This window comes from Pseudomonas sp. PA-5-4B (assembly GCF_021606215.1).
GTDB classification, from domain to species: Bacteria; Pseudomonadota; Gammaproteobacteria; order Pseudomonadales; family Pseudomonadaceae; genus Aquipseudomonas; species Aquipseudomonas edaphica.
In genome coordinates this window covers 36,765-54,787 of the sequence record NZ_WKDB01000001.1, presented here as the reverse complement: position 1 = coordinate 54,787, position 18,023 = coordinate 36,765, and the positions used below count along the sequence as shown (strand labels likewise).

The window sequence follows — 18,023 nt, the reverse complement described above, 5'->3', positions numbered from 1 at the left end:
ATGAGCCGCCTGCTGATCCGCAACGCCCGCCTCGTCAATGAAGGCCAGGAATTCGACGCCGATGTGCTGGTCGCCAATGGCCGCATCGAGAAGATTGCCGGCAGCCTTGAAGGCTACAACGAGCCAGTGGAAATCGACGCCCAAGGCCAATGGCTGCTGCCGGGCATGATCGACGACCAGGTACACTTTCGCGAACCTGGCGCGCCGGACAAAGGCAGTTTCTACAGCGAATCCCGCGCGGCAGTGGCCGGTGGCATCACCAGCTTCATGGATATGCCCAACACCAACCCGGCCACGCTGAATCTGGAAGCACTGGCCGATAAAAAGCGTCGCGCTGCGCTGCATTCGGTCGCCAACTACGGCTTTCACTTTGGCGTGAGCAACGACAACCTCGACGTCGTCGCCGCCCTCGACCCGCGTGAAGTGGCCGGGGTCAAAGTGTTCATGGGCGCCTCCACCGGCAATATGCTGGTGGACGACCCACGGATTCTGGAGCGGCTGTTTGCGCAAGTGCCGACCATCCTGCTCGCCCACTGCGAACACACGCCGAGCATCCTGGCCAATGAGCAACGCCTGCGCGAGCGTTTCGGCGAGCACATCCCTGCGGTCGCCCACCCGCTGATCCGCGATGCCGAAGCCTGTTATCGCTCGTCGTCCCTTGCCGTGGAATTGGCTAAGCGCCATGGCACGCGCCTGCATGTGCTGCACCTGACCAGTGCCCGCGAACTGGCATTGTTCGAAGACAAACCCTTGGCCGAAAAGCGCATCACTGCCGAAGTCTGCCTGCACCACCTGCTGTTCGATGACCGCGACTACCATCGCCTCGGCCACCAGATTAAATGCAACCCGGCGATCAAGACCCGCGCCGACCGCGACGCGTTGCGCCTGGCCTTGTTGAGTGATCGTCTGGATGTGATTGGCACTGACCATGCGCCGCATACCTGGGCGCAAAAACAGTTGGGCTATCGTGAAGCGCCGTCCGGGTTGCCGCTGGTGCAGCACGCGTTGCCGGCGTTATTGGAATTGGTCATCGACGGGCATTTACCCCTGGCCACGCTGGTGGCAAAAACCAGTCACCGGGTGGCCGATTTATTCGCCATCCCGGACCGTGGTTACTTGCGTGAAGGCTATTGGGCCGACCTGGTGCTGATCAAACCCGAGCCCGAAGGCAAACCGGTGAGCAGCCAGCCGATCCTCGCCCGCTGTGGCTGGACACCCTTCGCCGAACGCAGCTTTCGCCACAGCGTGAGCACCACGCTGGTGTCTGGCCACCTGGCGTGGCACAACGGCCAGGTGGTCGACAGCTGCCAGGGCTTGCCCTTGCATTTTCTGCGCTGACCGACGCCAGCGGGCTTGCCCTAATACCATTCAGTCAAGAAGGCTGAAGGGTAAAAAGTAACCTGTGGCGAGGGAGCTTGCTCCCGTTGGACTGCGCAGCAGTCCCATGCTTTTAAAGCAAAGAGCAGGGGCCTCTTCGCGGCCCAGCGGGAGCGAGCTCCCTCGCCACAGAGAAGGTGGCAACCTTCAATAGTTGTGCACCTGTGCTGCGATCAAGCCAACTCCCACAGCTTAAGCGCGGGGTTTTACCGTACCGCAATCGTTGCCCAGCCACTGGGCGTGGGTGTCCAGACTGCCCTTCTGCTGGACGCCGGTGGCATTGAAAGTACCGTTTACCTTGGTAGTGAATTCCTGTTGGCTTTGGAAGGTTGCAACGCCAGTGCCCTGGGCTTTCGGGCAACTGAAACGGAATTTCCATTGGTTGCCGGTCTTGTCGGTCACTTCCTGTTTGCAGCCCGATTGCGGGTCGGTCAGCGGGATCGAATCCGAGGCGACCTGGGCAGGCGTCAGGCATACCTGCACGCCTTTACCGGCCATGGTGATGCCCTGTTTTTCCAGCATCGCACGCTGCTCCGGGGTCATCTGTTGCTTGAGCTGACCGAGGATCAGCGACAGGTCCGGCAAATCCTGGTTATCGACTTTCATATTGCTGGTGGTCAATTCCCACAAGCCCGGCGCCAGCATCTGCGCCTGAGCCGCCACGGGCAGCGTCAATCCAACAACCATGGCCAAACCAAGCAGACGAGCATTCATCGGGTAACTCCTGGGTAATTGTGGGCGTTAGACGCCGCAAAGCCGCCAGTGTTGCACGGCAAATAAAATAGCGACATTCGCCGTGGAACATGGTCTGTTAGGCACTCGATTGCCTGGAGTGATGTCGTTCATGGATTTTTTTGGCCCGCACCTGCTCGCCTACTTCATTGCCACGCTGCACTTTCTCGGGACGCTGGCCGCGATCCACGCGGTACTGACGGTCAGGACCGCCCAAGGCTCGATCGCCTGGGCCTTGTCGCTGATGTTCATGCCTTACCTGACGCTGATCCCGTACCTGATCTTCGGCCGCAGCACCTTCGACGCATACATCCAGGCACGTCGGCAGGCCAACCAGGAAATGCACACCGCCATCACCGAGCTGAACTGGCGCCCATGGGTCGATGAAGCCCTGGCCGCGCGCAACTCCAGCGCCTACGGTTCCTTGCGCGCCATGCCCAAACTGGGACGCATGCCGTGCCTGGCCAATAATGAAGTGCGTTTGCTGATCAATGGTGAAGCCACGTTCAGCGCGATTTTCGAGGCCATTCGCAATGCCAAAACTGCGGTGCTGTTCCAGTTTTTCATCATTCATGACGACGAGCTTGGCAGACAGCTGCATGCACTGCTGAAGGAAAGAGCTGCCGAAGGTGTAGACATTCACGTGCTCTACGACCGCATCGGCAGCCACGCCCTGCCCCACCGTTATGTGCAATCGCTGCGCGACGCCGGGGTAAAGGTCAAGGCGTTCGCCACCCGCAGCGGCTGGCTCAACCGTTTCCAGGTCAACTTTCGCAACCATCGCAAAATCGTGGTGGTGGACGGCATTACCGGCTTTGTCGGCGGGCACAACGTCGGCGATGAATACCTGGGCAAAAAGCCGCCGCTGGCACCGTGGCGCGACACCCATGTGCAGGTCACCGGCCCAGTGGTGGCGTGCCTGCAGGAGTCGTTTGCCGAAGACTGGTTCTGGGCGGCGCGCGAATTGCCACCGCTGATTTTGCCGGACACTTACCCCGAAGACGGCGTGCTCTGCCAATTACTCGCCAGCGGCCCGGCTGATCCGTATGAAACGTGTTCGCTGTTTTTTGTCGAAGCCATTCATGCGGCCACCGAGCGCGTGTGGATCACCAGCCCGTATTTCGTCCCCGATGAAGCCGTGTTCTCGGCCTTGCGCCTGGCCGTGCTGCGCGGTGTTGACGTGCGCTTGCTGCTGCCGTCGCGCCCCGATCACCGCATCGTCTACGCCGCGTCCAGCCTTTATGCGATCGAAGCGGTACGCGCTGGGGTGCGGGTGTTCCGCTACAAGCCAGGCTTTCTGCATCAAAAAGTCGTGTTGGTGGACAGCGAAATCAGCGCCATCGGCAGTGCGAACATGGACAACCGTTCGTTCCGGCTGAATTTTGAAGTGATGTTGCTGACGGTGGACGAGGCGTTTGCCAGCGAGGTCGAGCAGATGCTGCTGGACGACTTCGCCCTTGCCCATGAAGTCAGCCAGGAAGAAAGCCGCGAGACTCGGCGCCTGCAACAGCTGGGCATGCGGGTGGCGCGGCTTATTTCACCCATCCTCTAAGCAACAACACCATACAACTGTGGGAGCTGGCTTGCCTGCGATGGCGGTGTGTCAGGCAACTAGCCAGTCCTGATACACCGCCATCGCAGGCAAGCCAGCTCCCACAGTTTTAGATCTTCAGTGCGTCTGAATCAGCGGTAAATATCTTCCCGCGTCCACGGCAGTTCATGGCTGCCATCGGCGTGAGGCTTCACCGCCAATATCTGATGCAAATTGATCCAGCCCCGCGCAAACGCATACGCGCAACCGGCCAGGTACAGCCGCCAGATCCGCAATGCCTGCTCCGGCACCATCTTCGCCGCCGCTTCGAGGTTGTCTTCCAGGCGCTCGCTCCAGTGGTCCAGGGTGCGCGCGTAGTGCAGGCGCAGGCTTTCGACGTCGACCACCTCCAGCCCGACTTCGCTGATTTCGGCAGTCATCATCGCCAGGTGCGGCAGCTCGCCGTTGGGGAATACGTAACGCTCGATAAACTCCCCGGCGCCACGCCCCACAGGTCGACCGTCGGTGTGCTTGGCGGTGATGCCGTGGTTCATCACCAGGCCGCCTTCGCGTACCGCGCCAAACAGCGTCTTGCAATACTCCGCCAGGTTGGCGTGGCCGACGTGCTCGAACATGCCCACGCTCACTACTTTGTCGAAGCGACCGTCTTGCGGCAGGTCGCGATAGTCGAGCAGTTGCAGGTCGACCTGATCTTCCAGCCCTTCAGCCTTAACCCGTTCCCGAGCCAGCGCCAGCTGCTCCTTGCTCAAGGTAATGCCAAACACTTTGACTCCGAACTCGCGCGCCGCAAACCGCGCCAGGCCGCCCCAGCCACAGCCTACATCGAGCAAATACTCACCCGGCTGCAGCCGCAACTTGCGGCACAGATGGCGAAATTTATCTTGTTGGGCCTGGTCGATGGATTCGCTGCCGGTTTCGAAATACCCGCAGGAATACGCCATGTCCTGGTCCAGCCATAGCTGGTAGAACTCGTTGGACAGGTCGTAATGGTAGGAAATAGCCGCTGCGTCTGTAGCCTTGTCGTGGATCGAGCGCACCGGATGACTCCCCTCGTCGTCATCGATCAGGGCGTGACTCAACTCGTCACATACCCGGATAACCTCGGAGATGGAGCCTTCCAGTTCCAACTTGCCCTCGACGAAGGCTTCGCCCAAAGCATCGAGCGTTGGATGAGTCAGCTTGGACACGACCGTGGGGTCCTTCACCACGATGGTCACACTGGGCTCGGGGCCCAAGTTGAATTCATGGCCGTCCCAGAGTCGAAGACGCAGCGGTAGCTGAAGATTCTGTAAGGCCGGTGGAAGTTGCGCGAGCATGAGTAGTCCCCCCTTGTTTCAGACGTCTGGAATGAGGGTAGACCATCAGAAGACAAAGTAGGAGGCTATCGATTTAATAGCCTTCTTCTATGGGGCTCGGCGCTCGAGCAAACCGTCCTGAATCCACTGTTTCAGCCATGTCACCGCCTGCAGTGGCGCACCCTCTGCATAAGTGACTACCAGCGCTTCGCACAGTTCTGAAAAATTCCAGCCGGTGGTCACCATTCCCGCCAAGGCACTGGCTTCCGCTGGCTCCAGGCTGCGGTAATGGCATACGTTCTGGTGGCGCCATACCAGGCAAATCTGCGCCAGCTCCAACGCGTGGCTGTCGGGAAAGTCCGACTCATCCTTGCTCGCCCGCCAGATTGCCACGGTATTGAAGTGACACAGCATCTGCTGCACCGAAGGTGCCAGGTTCACCTGCAACCCAGGCCAATCTTCAGGCGCCAATTGCGCCATATCAGCAAGGGCCAGCGGCTCACCCTGCGGGGCATCAAACGCCAGGGTAAACGCCCATTCCAACCGCGCCAGCTCAGCCAGCGGCGCGCTCTGCTCAGCCACCAGGTGCTCAACGATAAACGCCGGGAACCGCTCCCCCAGCCAACGCAGGCTGTAATGGGCGGAGGGATATCGGCGCAAATAGGCTTCTGTCAGTAATGCGAACTCATCATCGCCGAGCCAATACCAAATGGCACCGAAGTCATGGCGCAGTACTTCCTGCAAGCGCGACAGGTAGGCGTTGTGATAAATCGCCAGGCCCGTGTCCACATCCAGGGTCGGCCCACCCAGCAAGGTCGCGGCGAAGCCGCTGTTGGCGGCTGAGTCTTCAGATAACAAGTGCTGCTCAAAAGCCAACTGCCAATCGGTCAAGCGCATAACGACCTCCGGGCCAAGGCGGTCGCGCCCAGTTCACGGGCCTTGCTCAACTCGGTGAGCAGTTCTTCGAACGGTGGGAAATGGTCATCGCGTTCCAGCAAGGTCGACACCGGCCCCAGATGCTCAAGCGTCTGCTGATAAAGCGCCCAAACCGGGTCGCACACTGGATGGTCATGGGTATCGACCACATAGTCGCCGTAGTCCATATGCCCGGCCAAATGCAGCTGGCGGATACTCTCGGGCGGCAAACTACGGATAAAGGTCCAGGCATCAAACCCGTGGTTGCGCGAGCTGACATACACGTTGTTCACGTCCAGCAGCAGCTGGCACCCGGTCAGATGGGCCAGGGCATTGAGGAATTCCCACTCGGTAAATTCATCGGCCTTGGAGCGCACATAGCTGGAGACGTTTTCCAGTACCAATGGGCGCTGCAACACATCCTGCACTTGGCGCACGCGGGCAGCCACGTGGTAAAGGCTTTCTTCGGTGTAAGGCAGCGGCAGCAAATCGTGCAACTGATGGGCACTGCCGCGGCTCCAGCACAGGTGATCGGAGATCCACGCGGGCTGAATGCGCTCGGCAAGTTGTTTGATTTGTTTCAGGTAATCGCTATCGAGGGCATGCGGCCCACCGATGGACAGGGACACACCGTGCATCACCAGGGGATAACGCTCGGCTATCGCGTCCAGGTAGTACAAGGCTTTACCGCCCTGGACCAGATAATTCTCGGAGATCACTTCGAACCAATCCACGGCCGGCGACTGTTCAAGGATCTGCTGGTAGTACTCACTGCGTAAACCCAGGCCGTAACCCAGACTTGTAAGGGAAGCGGACATCACACACTCCTGGGCAAAGTGCCCGCAGCGGCGGGGGGCGTCCGCTGCGGTTGCACCCGTTGCCGGTTATTCGCCGACTTTGCCACCAGCCTTGGTGCAAGCGTCTGCGCTGGCCATAGCCTTGAAGCCCTGACCTTTGCACGAACCTTGACCTTTGCAAGCGTGGTCCTTGGTTTTGCAATCGTTCTGGCCTTTGCAAGCGTTGATGCCGTAGCAGTGCACAGCGGTGTCAGCGGCTTGAGCCTGAGTGACAACACCAGCAAACATGGTAGCGGCGGCCATTGCGAGGGCGGCACCAGCAGCAGCGGATTTAAAGTTCATTTTTGTATTCCTCATGATCGGTAGTGGAATCGGTCTGAACGGATTGTTCAGTCTCGACATACCACTAGAGTGAGGTCCATCACTGGCGTTACAGCTGTGTGCAAATATTTCTGAAAATTATTCATCCAGCTTCAAAAGCGGCTCCTGGAAGCGTAGCAAACGCCCGGCATTACCCAATACCAGCAGGGTGCTGAGGTTATGCAACACCGCCGCGATCATTGCGCCTGCTGCGCCCAGCCAGCCAAAAGCAGCAAACACCACGATGGCCAGCGTCCAGCCGAGGCCGATGATCACGTTGACCTGCAACGTATGTCGGCACTGGCGGCTCAAGCGCACACAGGTGCCAAGGCGACGCAGATCGCTGCCGATCAACACCACGTCCGCCGATGCCAGGGCGATGTCCGCCCCGCCGGCGCCCATGGCGACACCGACCACACCCGCCTTGAGCGCCAGGGAATCGTTAATGCCATCACCGACGACCATCGGCCGGAAACCGCTGCCAATTTCCCCCAGCACGCGGTTGAGCTTATCTTCCGGCAAGGCCTGCGCTTCGACGTCGCTGATGCCTACGTCGAGCGCCAGGCTGTCGGCGACACTTTGACGGTCGCCGGTCAGCAATAGTTGACGGCCCAAACCGAGGTCGCGCAGCTCTTGCAGCGCTTGGCGTGCTTCCGGCTTGACGCTGTCCGCCAGCAACAGCCAGGCCAGGAACTGCCCGTTCAAGGCCAGCCCGGCAATCGGGCCGTCATGGTTCGGGACTGTCGTCGTGACAATACCCAACTGCTCGAACAACTCCGGTCGCCCCAGCGCCGCCTCGCCCTGCCCGGTTTGCGCCACGACGCCAAGCCCCTGGCGTTCGTGAATATCCGTCAGCACCAGCATTTGCTCTTGCGTGGCCAAACCGGCCAGCGCACGGCTGACCGGGTGACTGCTGGCCGAACCCAGGCTGGCGGCAAGATTCAACAACACCTGCCGATCCGGCGCTGTGGTTTCAATGGACTGCAAACGCAGCGTGCCGAAGGTGAGCGTGCCGGTCTTGTCGACCACCAACGAGGTCAGGTCCGCCAACTCCTCCAGAAACGCCGAGCTGCGAATCAAAATCCCATGGCGCGCCGCCACCGCAATCCCGGCAATCGCAGTGGCCGGCGCCGACAACACCAGGGCACACGGGCACGCCGCCACCAACACCGCCAACATTGCCTGAGCGTCATTGGTGACAAACCAGGTCACCGCCGCCAGCAGCAATACCAGCACCATATAGCTACCGGCGTAACGCTCCAGCAGCCGCGTGATCGGTGGCTTGGAGCGTTCAGCGTTTTGCATCAGGGCGATGACCTTGCCCAAGGTCGATTCATCGCCGGTGCGGGTCACCTGCAAGCGCAGCAACCCATCCAGGTTGATCGCACCGCCAAACACCTGCACACCGACGCTCGCTTCCAGCGGCACCGACTCACCGGTGATAGGCGCCGTGTCCAGGCTCGCCTGGCCCGACAGCACCACGCCGTCGGCGGGCACGCGATCACCGGCGCGCACTTCGACAATGTCGCCGGTGTTCAGCGTGCCGTTATCCACTTCAATAATGCTGCCATCGGCCTGCACCAACCGCGCATGGCTGCGGGTCAGTTTGCCCAGGGCGTGAATCGCTTCCTGAGAGCCGATCACGCTGCGCTCTTCCAGCACATGGCCGAAGATCATGATGATCGGCAACAACGCGGCGGTCAGCAGATCACCGGAGGCCCAGGCACCCAGCATCGCCAGGGCGATCAATTGGTCGGTGATGCCATGCAGGCTGGGGTAACGCAGGCTGTACCAGGCCGAGCGCATCACCGGCACGGCCACCAGCAAGGACGCGACGCCGAGCAGTAATTGGCTGACGCCCGTCTGGTCCGGCGCGAGCCAGCGCCAAACCAGGCCGAGCACAAGTAAACCCAGAGCCAGCATGGCCAGGGTCAATTGCCGGGCAGCGCTGCGCTGCTCGGCGGAGGTCAACATGGGTGCGCTCATTGCTCGGCTCCCTGAATGATCAAGCGGGAGTCGTCTTTAGGGTCGACGGTGGTCACAGAACCTGCCTGGCCCAGAATCTTCGGCAAGCGCTCGCGATAAAGACGCAGCAACAAGCCAGGGTCTTTGACTTGAGCCAGGCTGGCGACGGTCGCGGTTTGCGCCTGGGCGTTGGCCAAGCGTTCGCTGGCCTGGGCGTGGGCAACCTGCACCAGCCGATCGGCTTCCTGGTTGGCGGTCTGGGTGAGTTTTTCCGCTTCGGTGCGCGCATTGGCCACGGCTTTGTCGGCCTGCTGGCTGGCCGTCAGCACGGCGTTAAAAGCATTGACGGCCGGGCCTGGCAGACTTGATTGCACGTCGACGCGGGTGACTTCGATGCCCAAGCCCAACCCCGTCGAAGCCAGCTCCGCCAGGCGTTTATTGATGCCTTGCACCAGATCACCGCGCAGGCGCTCACGGCGCTCGGCGGCACCGTTGTCGGTGCCGATCAGTTCAGGGCGCGCCACCAGAATCGTGTCCAGGTCGCGCGCGGCGGTCAGGGCCACCGCGCTGCGCGTCACCAGCCGATCCAGGGCCGGCAGCACATGCTCGCCCTGCAACACAAACGCGTAAGGCTCGGTGACCTTATAAAACACCCGCACATCCAACTGCACCACGCCGGCATCGCCCGTCAGCAAATAACCGGAGCCAGCCAGCGCGTCACTCAAGGGCGTGGCAAAACTGGCCACGCGGTCGGCCTGGATCGCCGCCTCGGAGCGCAACAAGTTCTCCACTCGCCGCTCGATCACACGGTCCGCCGCCGGCAACAGCACCACTTGCTCGAAGGGCTGCGGCCACGCAAGCAAAAGCCCGGCGTTCTGGATGCGGTCAAGCGCGCCGAAGTGCAACACCACGGCGCGGTTCTGCGGGTCGATCTGGCGCACATTCGAAAACGCCCAGGCCAACGCCGCCAATACCGTCACCGCGTACAACGCCAGGAAGGTCAGACGCCCGGCCTGGATCCACGGGCTGTCCGGGCCGTCACGCTCGGTCATGGTTGAACGTCCTTAGGCCCGTCTACCAATGCACGGAACGGCGCAGCATCGGTGCGCAGGATGATCTTGGTGCCCGGCGTGACCACCGTGCCCAAGGTATCGAGCGAACGCAGCAGGTTGTACAGCTGCGGGTTGCCTGCATAGGCACGCCCGTAAATCTGCGCTGCCTCAACCCGCGACTGGGCTTCGATATCAGCGGCTTTCACCGTGGCATCGGCTTGCACGATGCGCGCATCACGCTCGGCAGCGGAGCGAATCTGCGCCGCTTCACGCTTGCCCACGGCGGTGCGTTCAGTGGCGATGGTTTCTCGCTCGGCACGCATGCGGTCGACGGTGGCGGTCAGGGTGACGGAAGGCAACGTCAGGCGCTCGACACCCACTTGCGCCACGCGCACGCCATAGGTAGTGAGCAATTGTTGATCAATCTGTTGGCGCAGCTGTGCTTCAAAATCAGCAATGCGCACCTGGCTGGCATCGGTGTTGATCAGGCTGGACAGGTCGAAGCTGGCAGCGGTGGTTTCCAGCGCCGAGCCGACGAAGGTGCGAATCTGCCGCGCCGCTTCATCAGGCTGGTTCTGCACCGCACGCATAAAGCGCTGCACATTGTCGGCATCGCCTTGCACCTGCCACGCCACGTAGGCCTGCACGATGATGCGCAGGCCATCGCGGGTGCCCACATCCTGCAAACCGCTGGAGGTGGTGCGCAGGCGCAAGTCCACCGGGATCGCCGCTTCGAACGGCGCCGGCCAGCGCCAGCCCAGGCCCGGCTCCAGCAGTACCCGCGCCGGGTTGCCGAAGCGGGTAATCACCGTGGCTTCACCGGAGCGCACCTGCACCAGGCTCGCCGCAGCAACGGCAAACAACACCAGCAATACCGCCCAGGCCATGCGCCGCCATGGGAATGGGCCAGCAGCCTGTTCGTCGCCATGATGGTGATGGTGGTGGCCATGATGATGGTGATGACCGTGATCGTGAGAATGAGCGCTCAACAGACAGACTCCTTATTGAACGGCTTTACGCGGCGCCATCGGGTCGGCCGGCAAAGTAAAAGAACGCAGATCGATCGTCGGCGCGCCATCGGCGCCCAGGCGGTGATCCAGAATAAGCAGCTTGGCGTGGGCCAGGCCTTGGCTGAGTTGGCCCAGGTACTGTTCCAGCACAAAGGCACGACCCGCAGTGGCGTAGGCTTTTTGTTCGGCGGTAAAACGCAGGTCGGCCGCCTGGGCGCCCGCGTTTACTTCACGGGCAGTGGCCACCGCCTGATCGCGAGCAGTGCTGGCTTGCAACAACGCCTGGTTGGTTTGCTCGCTGGCAGCCCCGCGTTCGCGGGAGATCAGCGCCTGGGCGCCAATTTGTGCCGCCTGCACACCGTGATAAGCGTTGGCAGCACCGGCTGGTGGGTGAATCGCTTCTACGACCGTGGCCAAAATCTCCACGCCGCTGTCGAGCTTTTGCAGGTCTGCCTGCACGGCGCGACCCACTTCATCGGCGAGGCTGGTGCGTTGCTCACCGAGCAATTCGTCGAGGGTACGCGAAGCAAAGTCATGCACAAGGATGCGGCTGGCGGTGCTGCGAATCAGCGTCGGTATATCCGCGCTGTTATAGGTGGCGGCCAGCGCGGCCTTGTCCGTCAGGCCGATGCGGTAGACGAAACGCACATCCATATTGACGATCTGGAAGCTCTGCTTGTCGCCGCTGCTGCTGGCGATCACTTGGGACTTGTCATTCACATGGCTGGCGTCCCACAAACGATTGGCGATGAGCGGCGCCGGGCCTTCCGCCGAGGCCAACTCCGGTGCGGCGGCCTCGCTGACGCTGGTCGCCAGTTCATGCACCACGCCGTTTTCCACGCTCAGCACGCGCCCCAATGGCCAAGGCAACCCGGCATGCAAGCCAGGCCCGAAAACCTGCACGGGTTTGCCGAAGCGCTCATAAATCCCACGGCCTTGCAGGGGCACTTCGTGCACGCCGGTCAGCGCCCAGCCTACCGCCAGCACCACCAGCAGCACCGGCAAAAACGCCCGACGCATGTAGGTAAACGCCCAGATCTGACGCAGATCGATGCCAAAGCGGTTGTGCAATTCGTGCTGCAACGCCAGCAAAGGTTGTGGTGGCCAACGCAGCAGGCCCGCGATAAAGCTTTGCGCCATCAAGCGCGGTTCGAGGCGCGGCTGGCGCGGGCTGAACAGTGACAGCACGCCCCTTAGCAGAAACTCCAGCGCCACCAGCGCGGGCAACAGCCCCGTCAACACAGCCAGACGCAGCGGCCACACGGATTCGGCACCGGCAAACAGCAGGCAGATCGCACTGACCACCAGGCTGATAATCGCCACGCGGCTCAACTGCGCCAGCTGTGACGCTTCCGGCCATTGCGCGGCGGTTTCCTGGGCCAAGCGGCGCTCGAACACCAGCAAGCCAAAGGCCAACGCCAGGGCCACCGCCGCGCCGAGGCTCGCCGATTGCCCCACCGCCGCGGCGGGCAAGGCCAGGTTCCAGAATTCGATGATGCTGATCAGCGCCAGCAACGACCAGCCGCACAGCCACACCACTGGCGCGCCAATCTGTGCCAGCACACCGCTGCCAAACCGATTGATCGCCCGTGCAAGCGCGCCAACCTCTTCGTCGGGAGCTTCGATCAGTTCAGCCGTGGGCGTTTCCAGCGCCTGGGCGCGCCAATCCGCCACCCACCACGCCGACTGCAACCCGGCCACCAGCACCAGCAAGGCCGACGCGCAATTGATCAACACCACCGGCCAGATCGACAGCGGCGCAAACAGTGCCACGAACAGCGCCAGCACCCAACCGGCCAAGGCCAGGGCCGTCAGGCTGATGCCCGCCTGGCGCAATCGGCGGGCATGGAACAACCCTTGTTGAAAACGCGGAAGGCCTTCAACCGAAGCGCCGTCAGCTTCCAGATCCACTTGCATCCACTTAACGTCCGCTACACACAATTGGTTACGATATAACACGGAGCGTGAAATTTTTGTCCGAAAACAGCGCAAATCCCCGGTGGGAGCAGGCTTGCCCGAGATAGCGGTCTGCCAGTTTTTGATGGTTGGCCTGATACACCGCCATCGCAGGCAAGCCAGCTCCCACATTTATTCTGTGGTGCTCTCTGGAAAGTGATTAAACCCCCAGAAACACAAGCCATCACTGGTGCAGGCACAGATTAATCGGCACACTCCAAAACAGTTTTTCGCGGGCCCAAGGACAAGGAAGCGTCATGATTTCGATCTACCAGCTAAAACCGCGTTTTCAGAACCTGCTGCGCCCTCTTGTGCAGCGTCTATACGACAATGGCACCACCGCCAACCAGATTACCGTGCTGGCCGGCGTCGTTTCCTTGCTGGTCGGCCTGCTGATCGCCTGCTTTGCCCAACACCTCTGGCTGTTTGCGCTGATCCCGCTGTGGATGATCCTGCGCATGGCCCTCAATGCCATCGACGGCATGCTCGCACGCGACTTCGGCCAGCAATCGCGCCTGGGCGCCTACCTCAATGAACTGTGTGACGTGATCGCCGACAGCGCCTTGATCCTGCCCTTTGCGCTGATTCCGGGCGTGAGCCTGGCGCCGGTGCTGCTGGTGGCGTTGCTCGCCGTGTTCAGCGAATACGCCGGTGTACTGGGGCCGATGGTGGGTGCCTCACGGCGCTATGACGGGCCGATGGGCAAAAGTGATCGTGCGTTCGTGCTCGGTGTACTCGCCACTGGCGTGGCGTTGGGCTGGCTCGGCGCGGGCTGGGTCGATGCGGTGATGTGGCTGGTCGCTGCCCTGCTCGCCTACACCTTGGTCAACCGGGTGCGTCAGGGCCTCAAAGAACAACAAGAAACCTCTCCGATTGCATAAGGATTTTTGCGATGCGCGAACAGCAAGAGCACACCTTCAGTACCCACGATGGCGTCGAGCTTTTTTATCGACACTGGCCGGCCACTGCGCCTGCGGGCGACGAGCCGCGCAAAGCGATCCTGCTGTTCCATCGCGGCCATGAGCATTCTGGCCGTATTGCCCACCTGGTCGATGAACTCGACCTGCCGCAATTCGATTTCTTTGCCTGGGACGCCCGTGGCCACGGCCAATCGCCGGGCGCCCGCGGTGACAGCCCAAGCTTCGCCACCAGCGCCCGCGACGTGCAGACCTTCTGCGAACACATCGGCGCCACTTACGGCATAGAAGAACAAAACTTCGCCGTTATCGCCCAAAGCGTCGGCGCGGTGATCGCGGCCACTTGGGTACACGACTACGCGCCAAAAATCCGCGCGCTGGTGCTCGCCTCCCCGGCGTTAAAGGTCAAGCTGTACGTGCCCTTCGCCCGGCCTGGGCTGGCGTTGATGCGCAAGTTTCGCGGCAACTTTTTCGTCAACAGCTACGTCAAGGCCAAGTTCCTCAGCCATGACCCTGAGCGCGTCGCGTCCTACGACAGCGACCCGCTGATCACCAAAGCGATTTCGGTGAATGTGCTGCTCGGTTTGTACGAAGCCGCCGACCGGGTAGTCGCCGACGCCCAGGCGATCCAGGTGCCGACGCAATTGCTCATCTCCGGCTCCGACTTCGTGGTGCACCGCAAACCCCAGCAGCAATTTTTCGACCGGCTTGGCAGCCTGAAAAAAGAGCTGCACATCCTGCCCGGTTTTTTCCACGACACCCTCGGCGAGCGCGACCGCGCCACGGCCGTAAGCAGCGCTCGGCGTTTTATCCTGCAGAACTTCGCCCATCCGCTGGACCGCGCGGCCCTGCTCGACGCCGACAAACTCGGCGCCACGTGCGCCGAATCCGAAGCCCTCGCCGCGCCGCTGCCGCGTAATTCCCTGCGCGACCTGTACTGGCGCATCACCCGCGCCAGCATGGGCCTGGGCAAGAACCTGTCGGACGGGGTGAAACTGGGTTTCGACACCGGCTTCGACTCCGGCAGCACCCTGGACTACGTGTACCGCAACACGCCCACCGGCAAGGGTGGGCTGGGGCGGATGATCGACACCAACTACCTCAACTCCATCGGCTGGCGCGGCATTCGCCAGCGCAAGCTGAACGTCGAGGAACTGCTACGGCTGGCCATGGCCAGGTTGCGCGATGAACATCGCGAGGTGCGCATCGTCGATATCGCCGCCGGCCACGGGCGCTACATTCTTGAAGCCTTGCAAGGCGTTTCGCCGCTGCCGGAATCAATCCTGTTGCGCGACTACAGCGACATCAACGTGCGTGACGGCGGCGCGCTGATTCGTGAAAAAGGTTTGGGGGATATCGCGCAGTTCGTCAAAGGCGATGCATTTGATAGAGCAGACTTGGCGGCACTGACGCCCAAGCCGACCCTGGCAGTGGTGTCCGGCCTGTATGAGCTGTTTGCCGATAACGGCATGGTCGGCGGTTCGCTGGCCGGTCTTGCCGAAGCGGTGGAGCCCGGCGGGTACCTGGTCTACACCGGCCAGCCGTGGCACCCGCAACTGGAATTGATCGCCCGCGCGTTGACCAGCCATCGCCAGGGCCAGGCCTGGGTAATGCGCCGTCGCAGCCAGGCAGAGATGGATCAATTGGTCGAGGCGGCGGGCTTTCGCAAAATCACCCAGCGTGTGGATGAGTGGGGCATTTTCACCGTGTCCCTGGCACAGAAGATCTGAGCATGCGCGAACCCGGTTTATTGAAACCCGCAGTCCTGTGGCTATTGCTGTTGGCGCCGCTGTTTTTCAGCACCTACGGCTTTGCCACCTGGGTCACCAGCCAGCGCAGCGATGTGGGCACGCTGGTCTTCGGCTGGGAAACCCATATGCCGTTCTGGGCGTGGACCATCGTGCCCTACTGGTCCATTGACCTGCTGTACGGGTTTTCACTGCTACTGCCCAATACTCGCCATGAGCTGAAACAACACGCGTTGCGCCTGCTCAGTGCGCAAGTCATTGCCGTGAGCTGCTTTTTGATCTGGCCGCTGCGTTTCACCTTTGAACGGCCGGAGCTGGATGGCGTATTCGGCTGGCTGTTTGCAGTGCTGGCCGGGTTCGACAAACCCTTTAACCAGGCGCCGTCGCTGCATATCGCGCTGCTGGTGATTTTGTGGGTCATGTATCAGCGCCACACCCGAGGGTTTTGGCGTTGGCTGGTGCATGGCTGGTTTGCGTTGATCGGTATTTCGGTGCTGACCACTTATCAACATCACTTTATCGACTTACCCACAGGCGCCCTGGCCGGTTGGTTGTGTGTGTGGCTGTGGCCGGTGGAACATCCAAGCCCGCTGTTGAATGTACGGCTGACGCGGGATACAAAACGATGGCGACTGGGCATGCGCTACGGCCTCGGCGCTTTAGTGCTGGTAATCCTGGCCTTGGTGCTGCGCGGCGGGTGGTTGTGGCTGCTTTGGCCAGCGGTTTCCTTGGGTTTGATCAAGGCGAACTACTTTGTACTCGGCGCGTCGGGCTTCCAGAAGCGCAAAGACGGCCGGCTCACTCCTGCCGCGCGCTGGCTGTATGCACCCTATTTGGCGGCTGCGTGGATAAATTCCAGGCTGTGGACACGTAAACATCCACAGCCTGACCAGATTGTGGATAACGTCTGGCTTGGTCGAATTCCTGCCAACGACGAGCAAGGTTCCTTCAAGGCTATCGTCGATCTGTGCGCCGAATTGCCGATTAATCCACAGGGCCGCGCCTATGAATGCGTGCCCGTGCTGGACCTGATTGCCCCGTCCCCCGCCGAGTGCCAGCAAGCCGCCGAAGCCATTGAGCGCCTGCGTTCAAACGGCGCGTTGCTGGTGTGCTGCGCCCTCGGCTACTCACGCAGCGCCACCGCCGTCGCCGCGTGGCTGCTGCACAGCGGGCGTGCTGCCACGGTCGACGAGGCACTGGCTATTATTCTTACAGCACGGGCCGAAGTGGTCCTGCATCCTGCTCACCGTAAAGCGTTGGAGGGTTTGCCCCATGCCCGCTGATATGGAACTTCAGGTTGTTGCCAGCCTGCTGCGCCGTGGCCGTTCGCTGGATCAGTTATCCACAGGCCTGACCGTGGCTGGCGTGTTGTTTGGCCTCGCTCAGTTGCTGTTGGCGAGCGTTTCGACCCTGTGCCTGCTGCTCAGCCTGTGGATGATTATTCTCGGCTTGCTGCAAAAGTACTGGGCCTTGCGCGTGGCCTTCGACGCCGACCTGTTCGCCCTGCTGGCCCGCGACACCGAGCGCACGGCCGACCTCGACCAAGCCTTGCAGAGCCTCGGCCTGCAATCGCCCAAACGCGCCGGCCGACCCTGGATCGAACGCCGTCGCGGCGCGCTCAAACTGCTGCGCAAACAAGCCTGGTTGCTGGGCGCGCAAGCGCTGCTGACCCTGGCCGTCATCCTCGCCAGCCCTTGGCTACCTTTCGCCGGATAAGGAATCCCCATGTTCGAACCCGTGGTCGCCACCCTGATTACTTCGATGGCCCGCACCGTCACCGGCGCCCGCAGCCTGTGGCTGGGCTGCGCACCGGTGCCGGTGCAGCGCATCTACTTCGCCAACCACAGCAGCCACGGTGATTTCGTCTTGTTATGGGCGTCGTTGCCGCAGAACCTGCGCAAATTCACGCGCCCGGTGGCCGGCAGTGATTACTGGAACCAAAGCGCACTGCGCCGCTACATCATCAACCGCGTGTTCAACGGCGTGTTGATCGACCGTGAGCGTAAAGACCCTGTGGATAACCCCTTGCAGCCGATGCTCGCCGCGCTGGAAGGCGGCGATTCCTTGATCATCTTTCCCGAAGGCACGCGCAACCTGGAGGACGGTTTGCTGCCGTTCAAAAGTGGCCTGTATCACCTGGCAAAAAGTTACCCACAGGCCGAATTGATTCCGGTGTGGATCGCCAACCTCAACCGGGTCATGCCCAAGGGCCGCGTACTGCCGCTGCCGTTGCTGTGCACCACCAGTTTTGGCGCGCCGCTGCAATTGGAAGACGGTGAAGACAAAACCGCCTTCCTCGCCCGCACCCGCGACGCCCTGCTTGCCCTCGCCCCGGAGCATGTCTGAC

16 protein-coding genes are annotated in these 18,023 nt (G+C 61.6%); 7 read left to right on the top strand and 9 right to left on the bottom strand.

Features of this window, described 5'->3' with window-relative positions; all coding sequences use genetic code 11:
• Complete coding sequence (locus GIW28_RS00230; RefSeq protein WP_017135755.1) at positions 1-1,338, top strand: dihydroorotase; 1,338 nt, start codon at positions 1-3, stop codon at positions 1,336-1,338.
• A gap of 231 nt (positions 1,339-1,569) precedes the next feature.
• On the opposite strand, the gene GIW28_RS00225 is transcribed toward GIW28_RS00230, so the two are convergent.
• Positions 1,570-2,091 (bottom strand): DUF3617 domain-containing protein, encoded by a 522-nt coding sequence (locus GIW28_RS00225; RefSeq protein ID WP_017135754.1) that lies wholly within the window; start codon positions 2,089-2,091, stop codon positions 1,570-1,572.
• A gap of 130 nt (positions 2,092-2,221) precedes the next feature.
• On the opposite strand from GIW28_RS00225, the gene cls reads away from it, so the two are divergent.
• The gene (gene cls, locus GIW28_RS00220) at positions 2,222-3,661 is read left to right on the top strand and encodes a cardiolipin synthase (RefSeq protein WP_236445615.1); all 1,440 of its coding nucleotides are present in this window, start codon (positions 2,222-2,224) and stop codon (positions 3,659-3,661) included.
• A 131-nt stretch (positions 3,662-3,792) separates the two neighbouring features.
• Here cls and cfaB read toward each other — a convergent pair whose 3' ends face one another.
• From cfaB to hflK (GIW28_RS00180), 8 genes are all read right to left on the bottom strand, one after another.
• On the bottom strand, positions 3,793-4,977 hold the full coding sequence (gene cfaB, locus GIW28_RS00215) for a C17 cyclopropane fatty acid synthase CfaB (protein WP_017135094.1): 1,185 nt from the start codon (positions 4,975-4,977) through the stop codon (positions 3,793-3,795).
• Between the two features lie 87 nt (positions 4,978-5,064).
• Positions 5,065-5,853 carry an HvfC/BufC N-terminal domain-containing protein gene (locus tag GIW28_RS00210; protein ID WP_099550217.1) on the bottom strand — a complete coding sequence of 263 codons (789 nt, stop codon included), beginning with the start codon at positions 5,851-5,853 and terminating at the stop codon, positions 5,065-5,067.
• Positions 5,844-6,689 carry an MNIO family bufferin maturase gene (gene bufB, locus GIW28_RS00205; protein ID WP_017135096.1) on the bottom strand — a complete coding sequence of 282 codons (846 nt, stop codon included), beginning with the start codon at positions 6,687-6,689 and terminating at the stop codon, positions 5,844-5,846. The genes GIW28_RS00210 and bufB overlap by 10 nt, the downstream gene beginning before the upstream one ends.
• Positions 6,690-6,755: 66 nt before the next feature.
• Positions 6,756-7,010 carry a BufA2 family periplasmic bufferin-type metallophore gene (gene bufA2 / locus GIW28_RS00200; protein ID WP_017135097.1) on the bottom strand — a complete coding sequence of 85 codons (255 nt, stop codon included), beginning with the start codon at positions 7,008-7,010 and terminating at the stop codon, positions 6,756-6,758.
• A 117-nt stretch (positions 7,011-7,127) separates the two neighbouring features.
• Positions 7,128-9,014 (bottom strand): cation-translocating P-type ATPase, encoded by a 1,887-nt coding sequence (locus GIW28_RS00195; protein ID WP_236445617.1) that lies wholly within the window; start codon positions 9,012-9,014, stop codon positions 7,128-7,130.
• Entirely contained in the window at positions 9,011-10,045 is a 1,035-nt protein-coding gene (gene hflK / locus GIW28_RS00190) for a protease modulator HflK (RefSeq protein ID WP_017135099.1), read from the bottom strand. Before hflK (GIW28_RS00190) ends, GIW28_RS00195 begins: the two co-directional genes overlap by 4 nt.
• Positions 10,042-11,037, bottom strand: a complete 996-nt coding sequence (hflC, locus tag GIW28_RS00185; protein WP_170037021.1) for a protease modulator HflC — start codon at positions 11,035-11,037, stop codon at positions 10,042-10,044. Before hflC ends, hflK (GIW28_RS00190) begins: the two co-directional genes overlap by 4 nt.
• 9 nt (positions 11,038-11,046) lie before the next feature.
• Positions 11,047-12,972 carry a protease modulator HflK gene (gene hflK / locus GIW28_RS00180; RefSeq protein WP_099550215.1) on the bottom strand — a complete coding sequence of 642 codons (1,926 nt, stop codon included), beginning with the start codon at positions 12,970-12,972 and terminating at the stop codon, positions 11,047-11,049.
• A 296-nt stretch (positions 12,973-13,268) separates the two neighbouring features.
• On the opposite strand from hflK (GIW28_RS00180), the gene GIW28_RS00175 reads away from it, so the two are divergent.
• The 5 genes from GIW28_RS00175 to GIW28_RS00155 are packed head-to-tail and all read left to right on the top strand — an operon-like array spanning position 13,269 to position 18,022.
• Entirely contained in the window at positions 13,269-13,892 is a 624-nt protein-coding gene (locus GIW28_RS00175; protein ID WP_099550214.1) for a CDP-alcohol phosphatidyltransferase family protein, read from the top strand.
• 11 nt (positions 13,893-13,903) lie between these two features.
• Positions 13,904-15,658, top strand: coding sequence for a bifunctional alpha/beta hydrolase/class I SAM-dependent methyltransferase (locus GIW28_RS00170; protein WP_099550213.1), 1,755 nt, complete (start codon positions 13,904-13,906; stop codon positions 15,656-15,658).
• Between the two features lie 2 nt (positions 15,659-15,660).
• Positions 15,661-16,959, top strand: a complete 1,299-nt coding sequence (locus GIW28_RS00165; protein ID WP_099550212.1) for a phosphatase PAP2/dual specificity phosphatase family protein — start codon at positions 15,661-15,663, stop codon at positions 16,957-16,959.
• The gene (locus tag GIW28_RS00160; protein ID WP_099550211.1) at positions 16,949-17,392 is read left to right on the top strand and encodes a hypothetical protein; all 444 of its coding nucleotides are present in this window, start codon (positions 16,949-16,951) and stop codon (positions 17,390-17,392) included. The genes GIW28_RS00165 and GIW28_RS00160 overlap by 11 nt, the downstream gene beginning before the upstream one ends.
• Positions 17,393-17,401: 9 nt before the next feature.
• A complete protein-coding gene (locus GIW28_RS00155; RefSeq protein ID WP_017135106.1) occupies positions 17,402-18,022 on the top strand; it encodes a lysophospholipid acyltransferase family protein in 621 nt (206 codons plus the stop codon).
• The last annotated feature ends 1 nt before the right edge of the window (position 18,023 follow it).

Coding starts and splice junctions, on each gene's coding strand:
- GIW28_RS00230 (WP_017135755.1), top strand. CDS start 1: ATGAGCCGCCTGCTGATCCGCAACGCCCGCCTCGTCAATGAAGGCCAG.
- GIW28_RS00225 (WP_017135754.1), bottom strand. CDS start 2,091: ATGAATGCTCGTCTGCTTGGTTTGGCCATGGTTGTTGGATTGACGCTG.
- cls (WP_236445615.1), top strand. CDS start 2,222: ATGGATTTTTTTGGCCCGCACCTGCTCGCCTACTTCATTGCCACGCTG.
- cfaB (WP_017135094.1), bottom strand. CDS start 4,977: ATGCTCGCGCAACTTCCACCGGCCTTACAGAATCTTCAGCTACCGCTG.
- GIW28_RS00210 (WP_099550217.1), bottom strand. CDS start 5,853: ATGCGCTTGACCGATTGGCAGTTGGCTTTTGAGCAGCACTTGTTATCT.
- bufB (WP_017135096.1), bottom strand. CDS start 6,689: ATGTCCGCTTCCCTTACAAGTCTGGGTTACGGCCTGGGTTTACGCAGT.
- bufA2 (WP_017135097.1), bottom strand. CDS start 7,010: ATGAACTTTAAATCCGCTGCTGCTGGTGCCGCCCTCGCAATGGCCGCC.
- GIW28_RS00195 (WP_236445617.1), bottom strand. CDS start 9,014: ATGAGCGCACCCATGTTGACCTCCGCCGAGCAGCGCAGCGCTGCCCGG.
- hflK (WP_017135099.1), bottom strand. CDS start 10,045: ATGACCGAGCGTGACGGCCCGGACAGCCCGTGGATCCAGGCCGGGCGT.
- hflK (WP_099550215.1), bottom strand. CDS start 12,972: ATGCAAGTGGATCTGGAAGCTGACGGCGCTTCGGTTGAAGGCCTTCCG.
- GIW28_RS00175 (WP_099550214.1), top strand. CDS start 13,269: ATGATTTCGATCTACCAGCTAAAACCGCGTTTTCAGAACCTGCTGCGC.
- GIW28_RS00170 (WP_099550213.1), top strand. CDS start 13,904: ATGCGCGAACAGCAAGAGCACACCTTCAGTACCCACGATGGCGTCGAG.
- GIW28_RS00165 (WP_099550212.1), top strand. CDS start 15,661: ATGCGCGAACCCGGTTTATTGAAACCCGCAGTCCTGTGGCTATTGCTG.
- GIW28_RS00160 (WP_099550211.1), top strand. CDS start 16,949: ATGCCCGCTGATATGGAACTTCAGGTTGTTGCCAGCCTGCTGCGCCGT.
- GIW28_RS00155 (WP_017135106.1), top strand. CDS start 17,402: ATGTTCGAACCCGTGGTCGCCACCCTGATTACTTCGATGGCCCGCACC.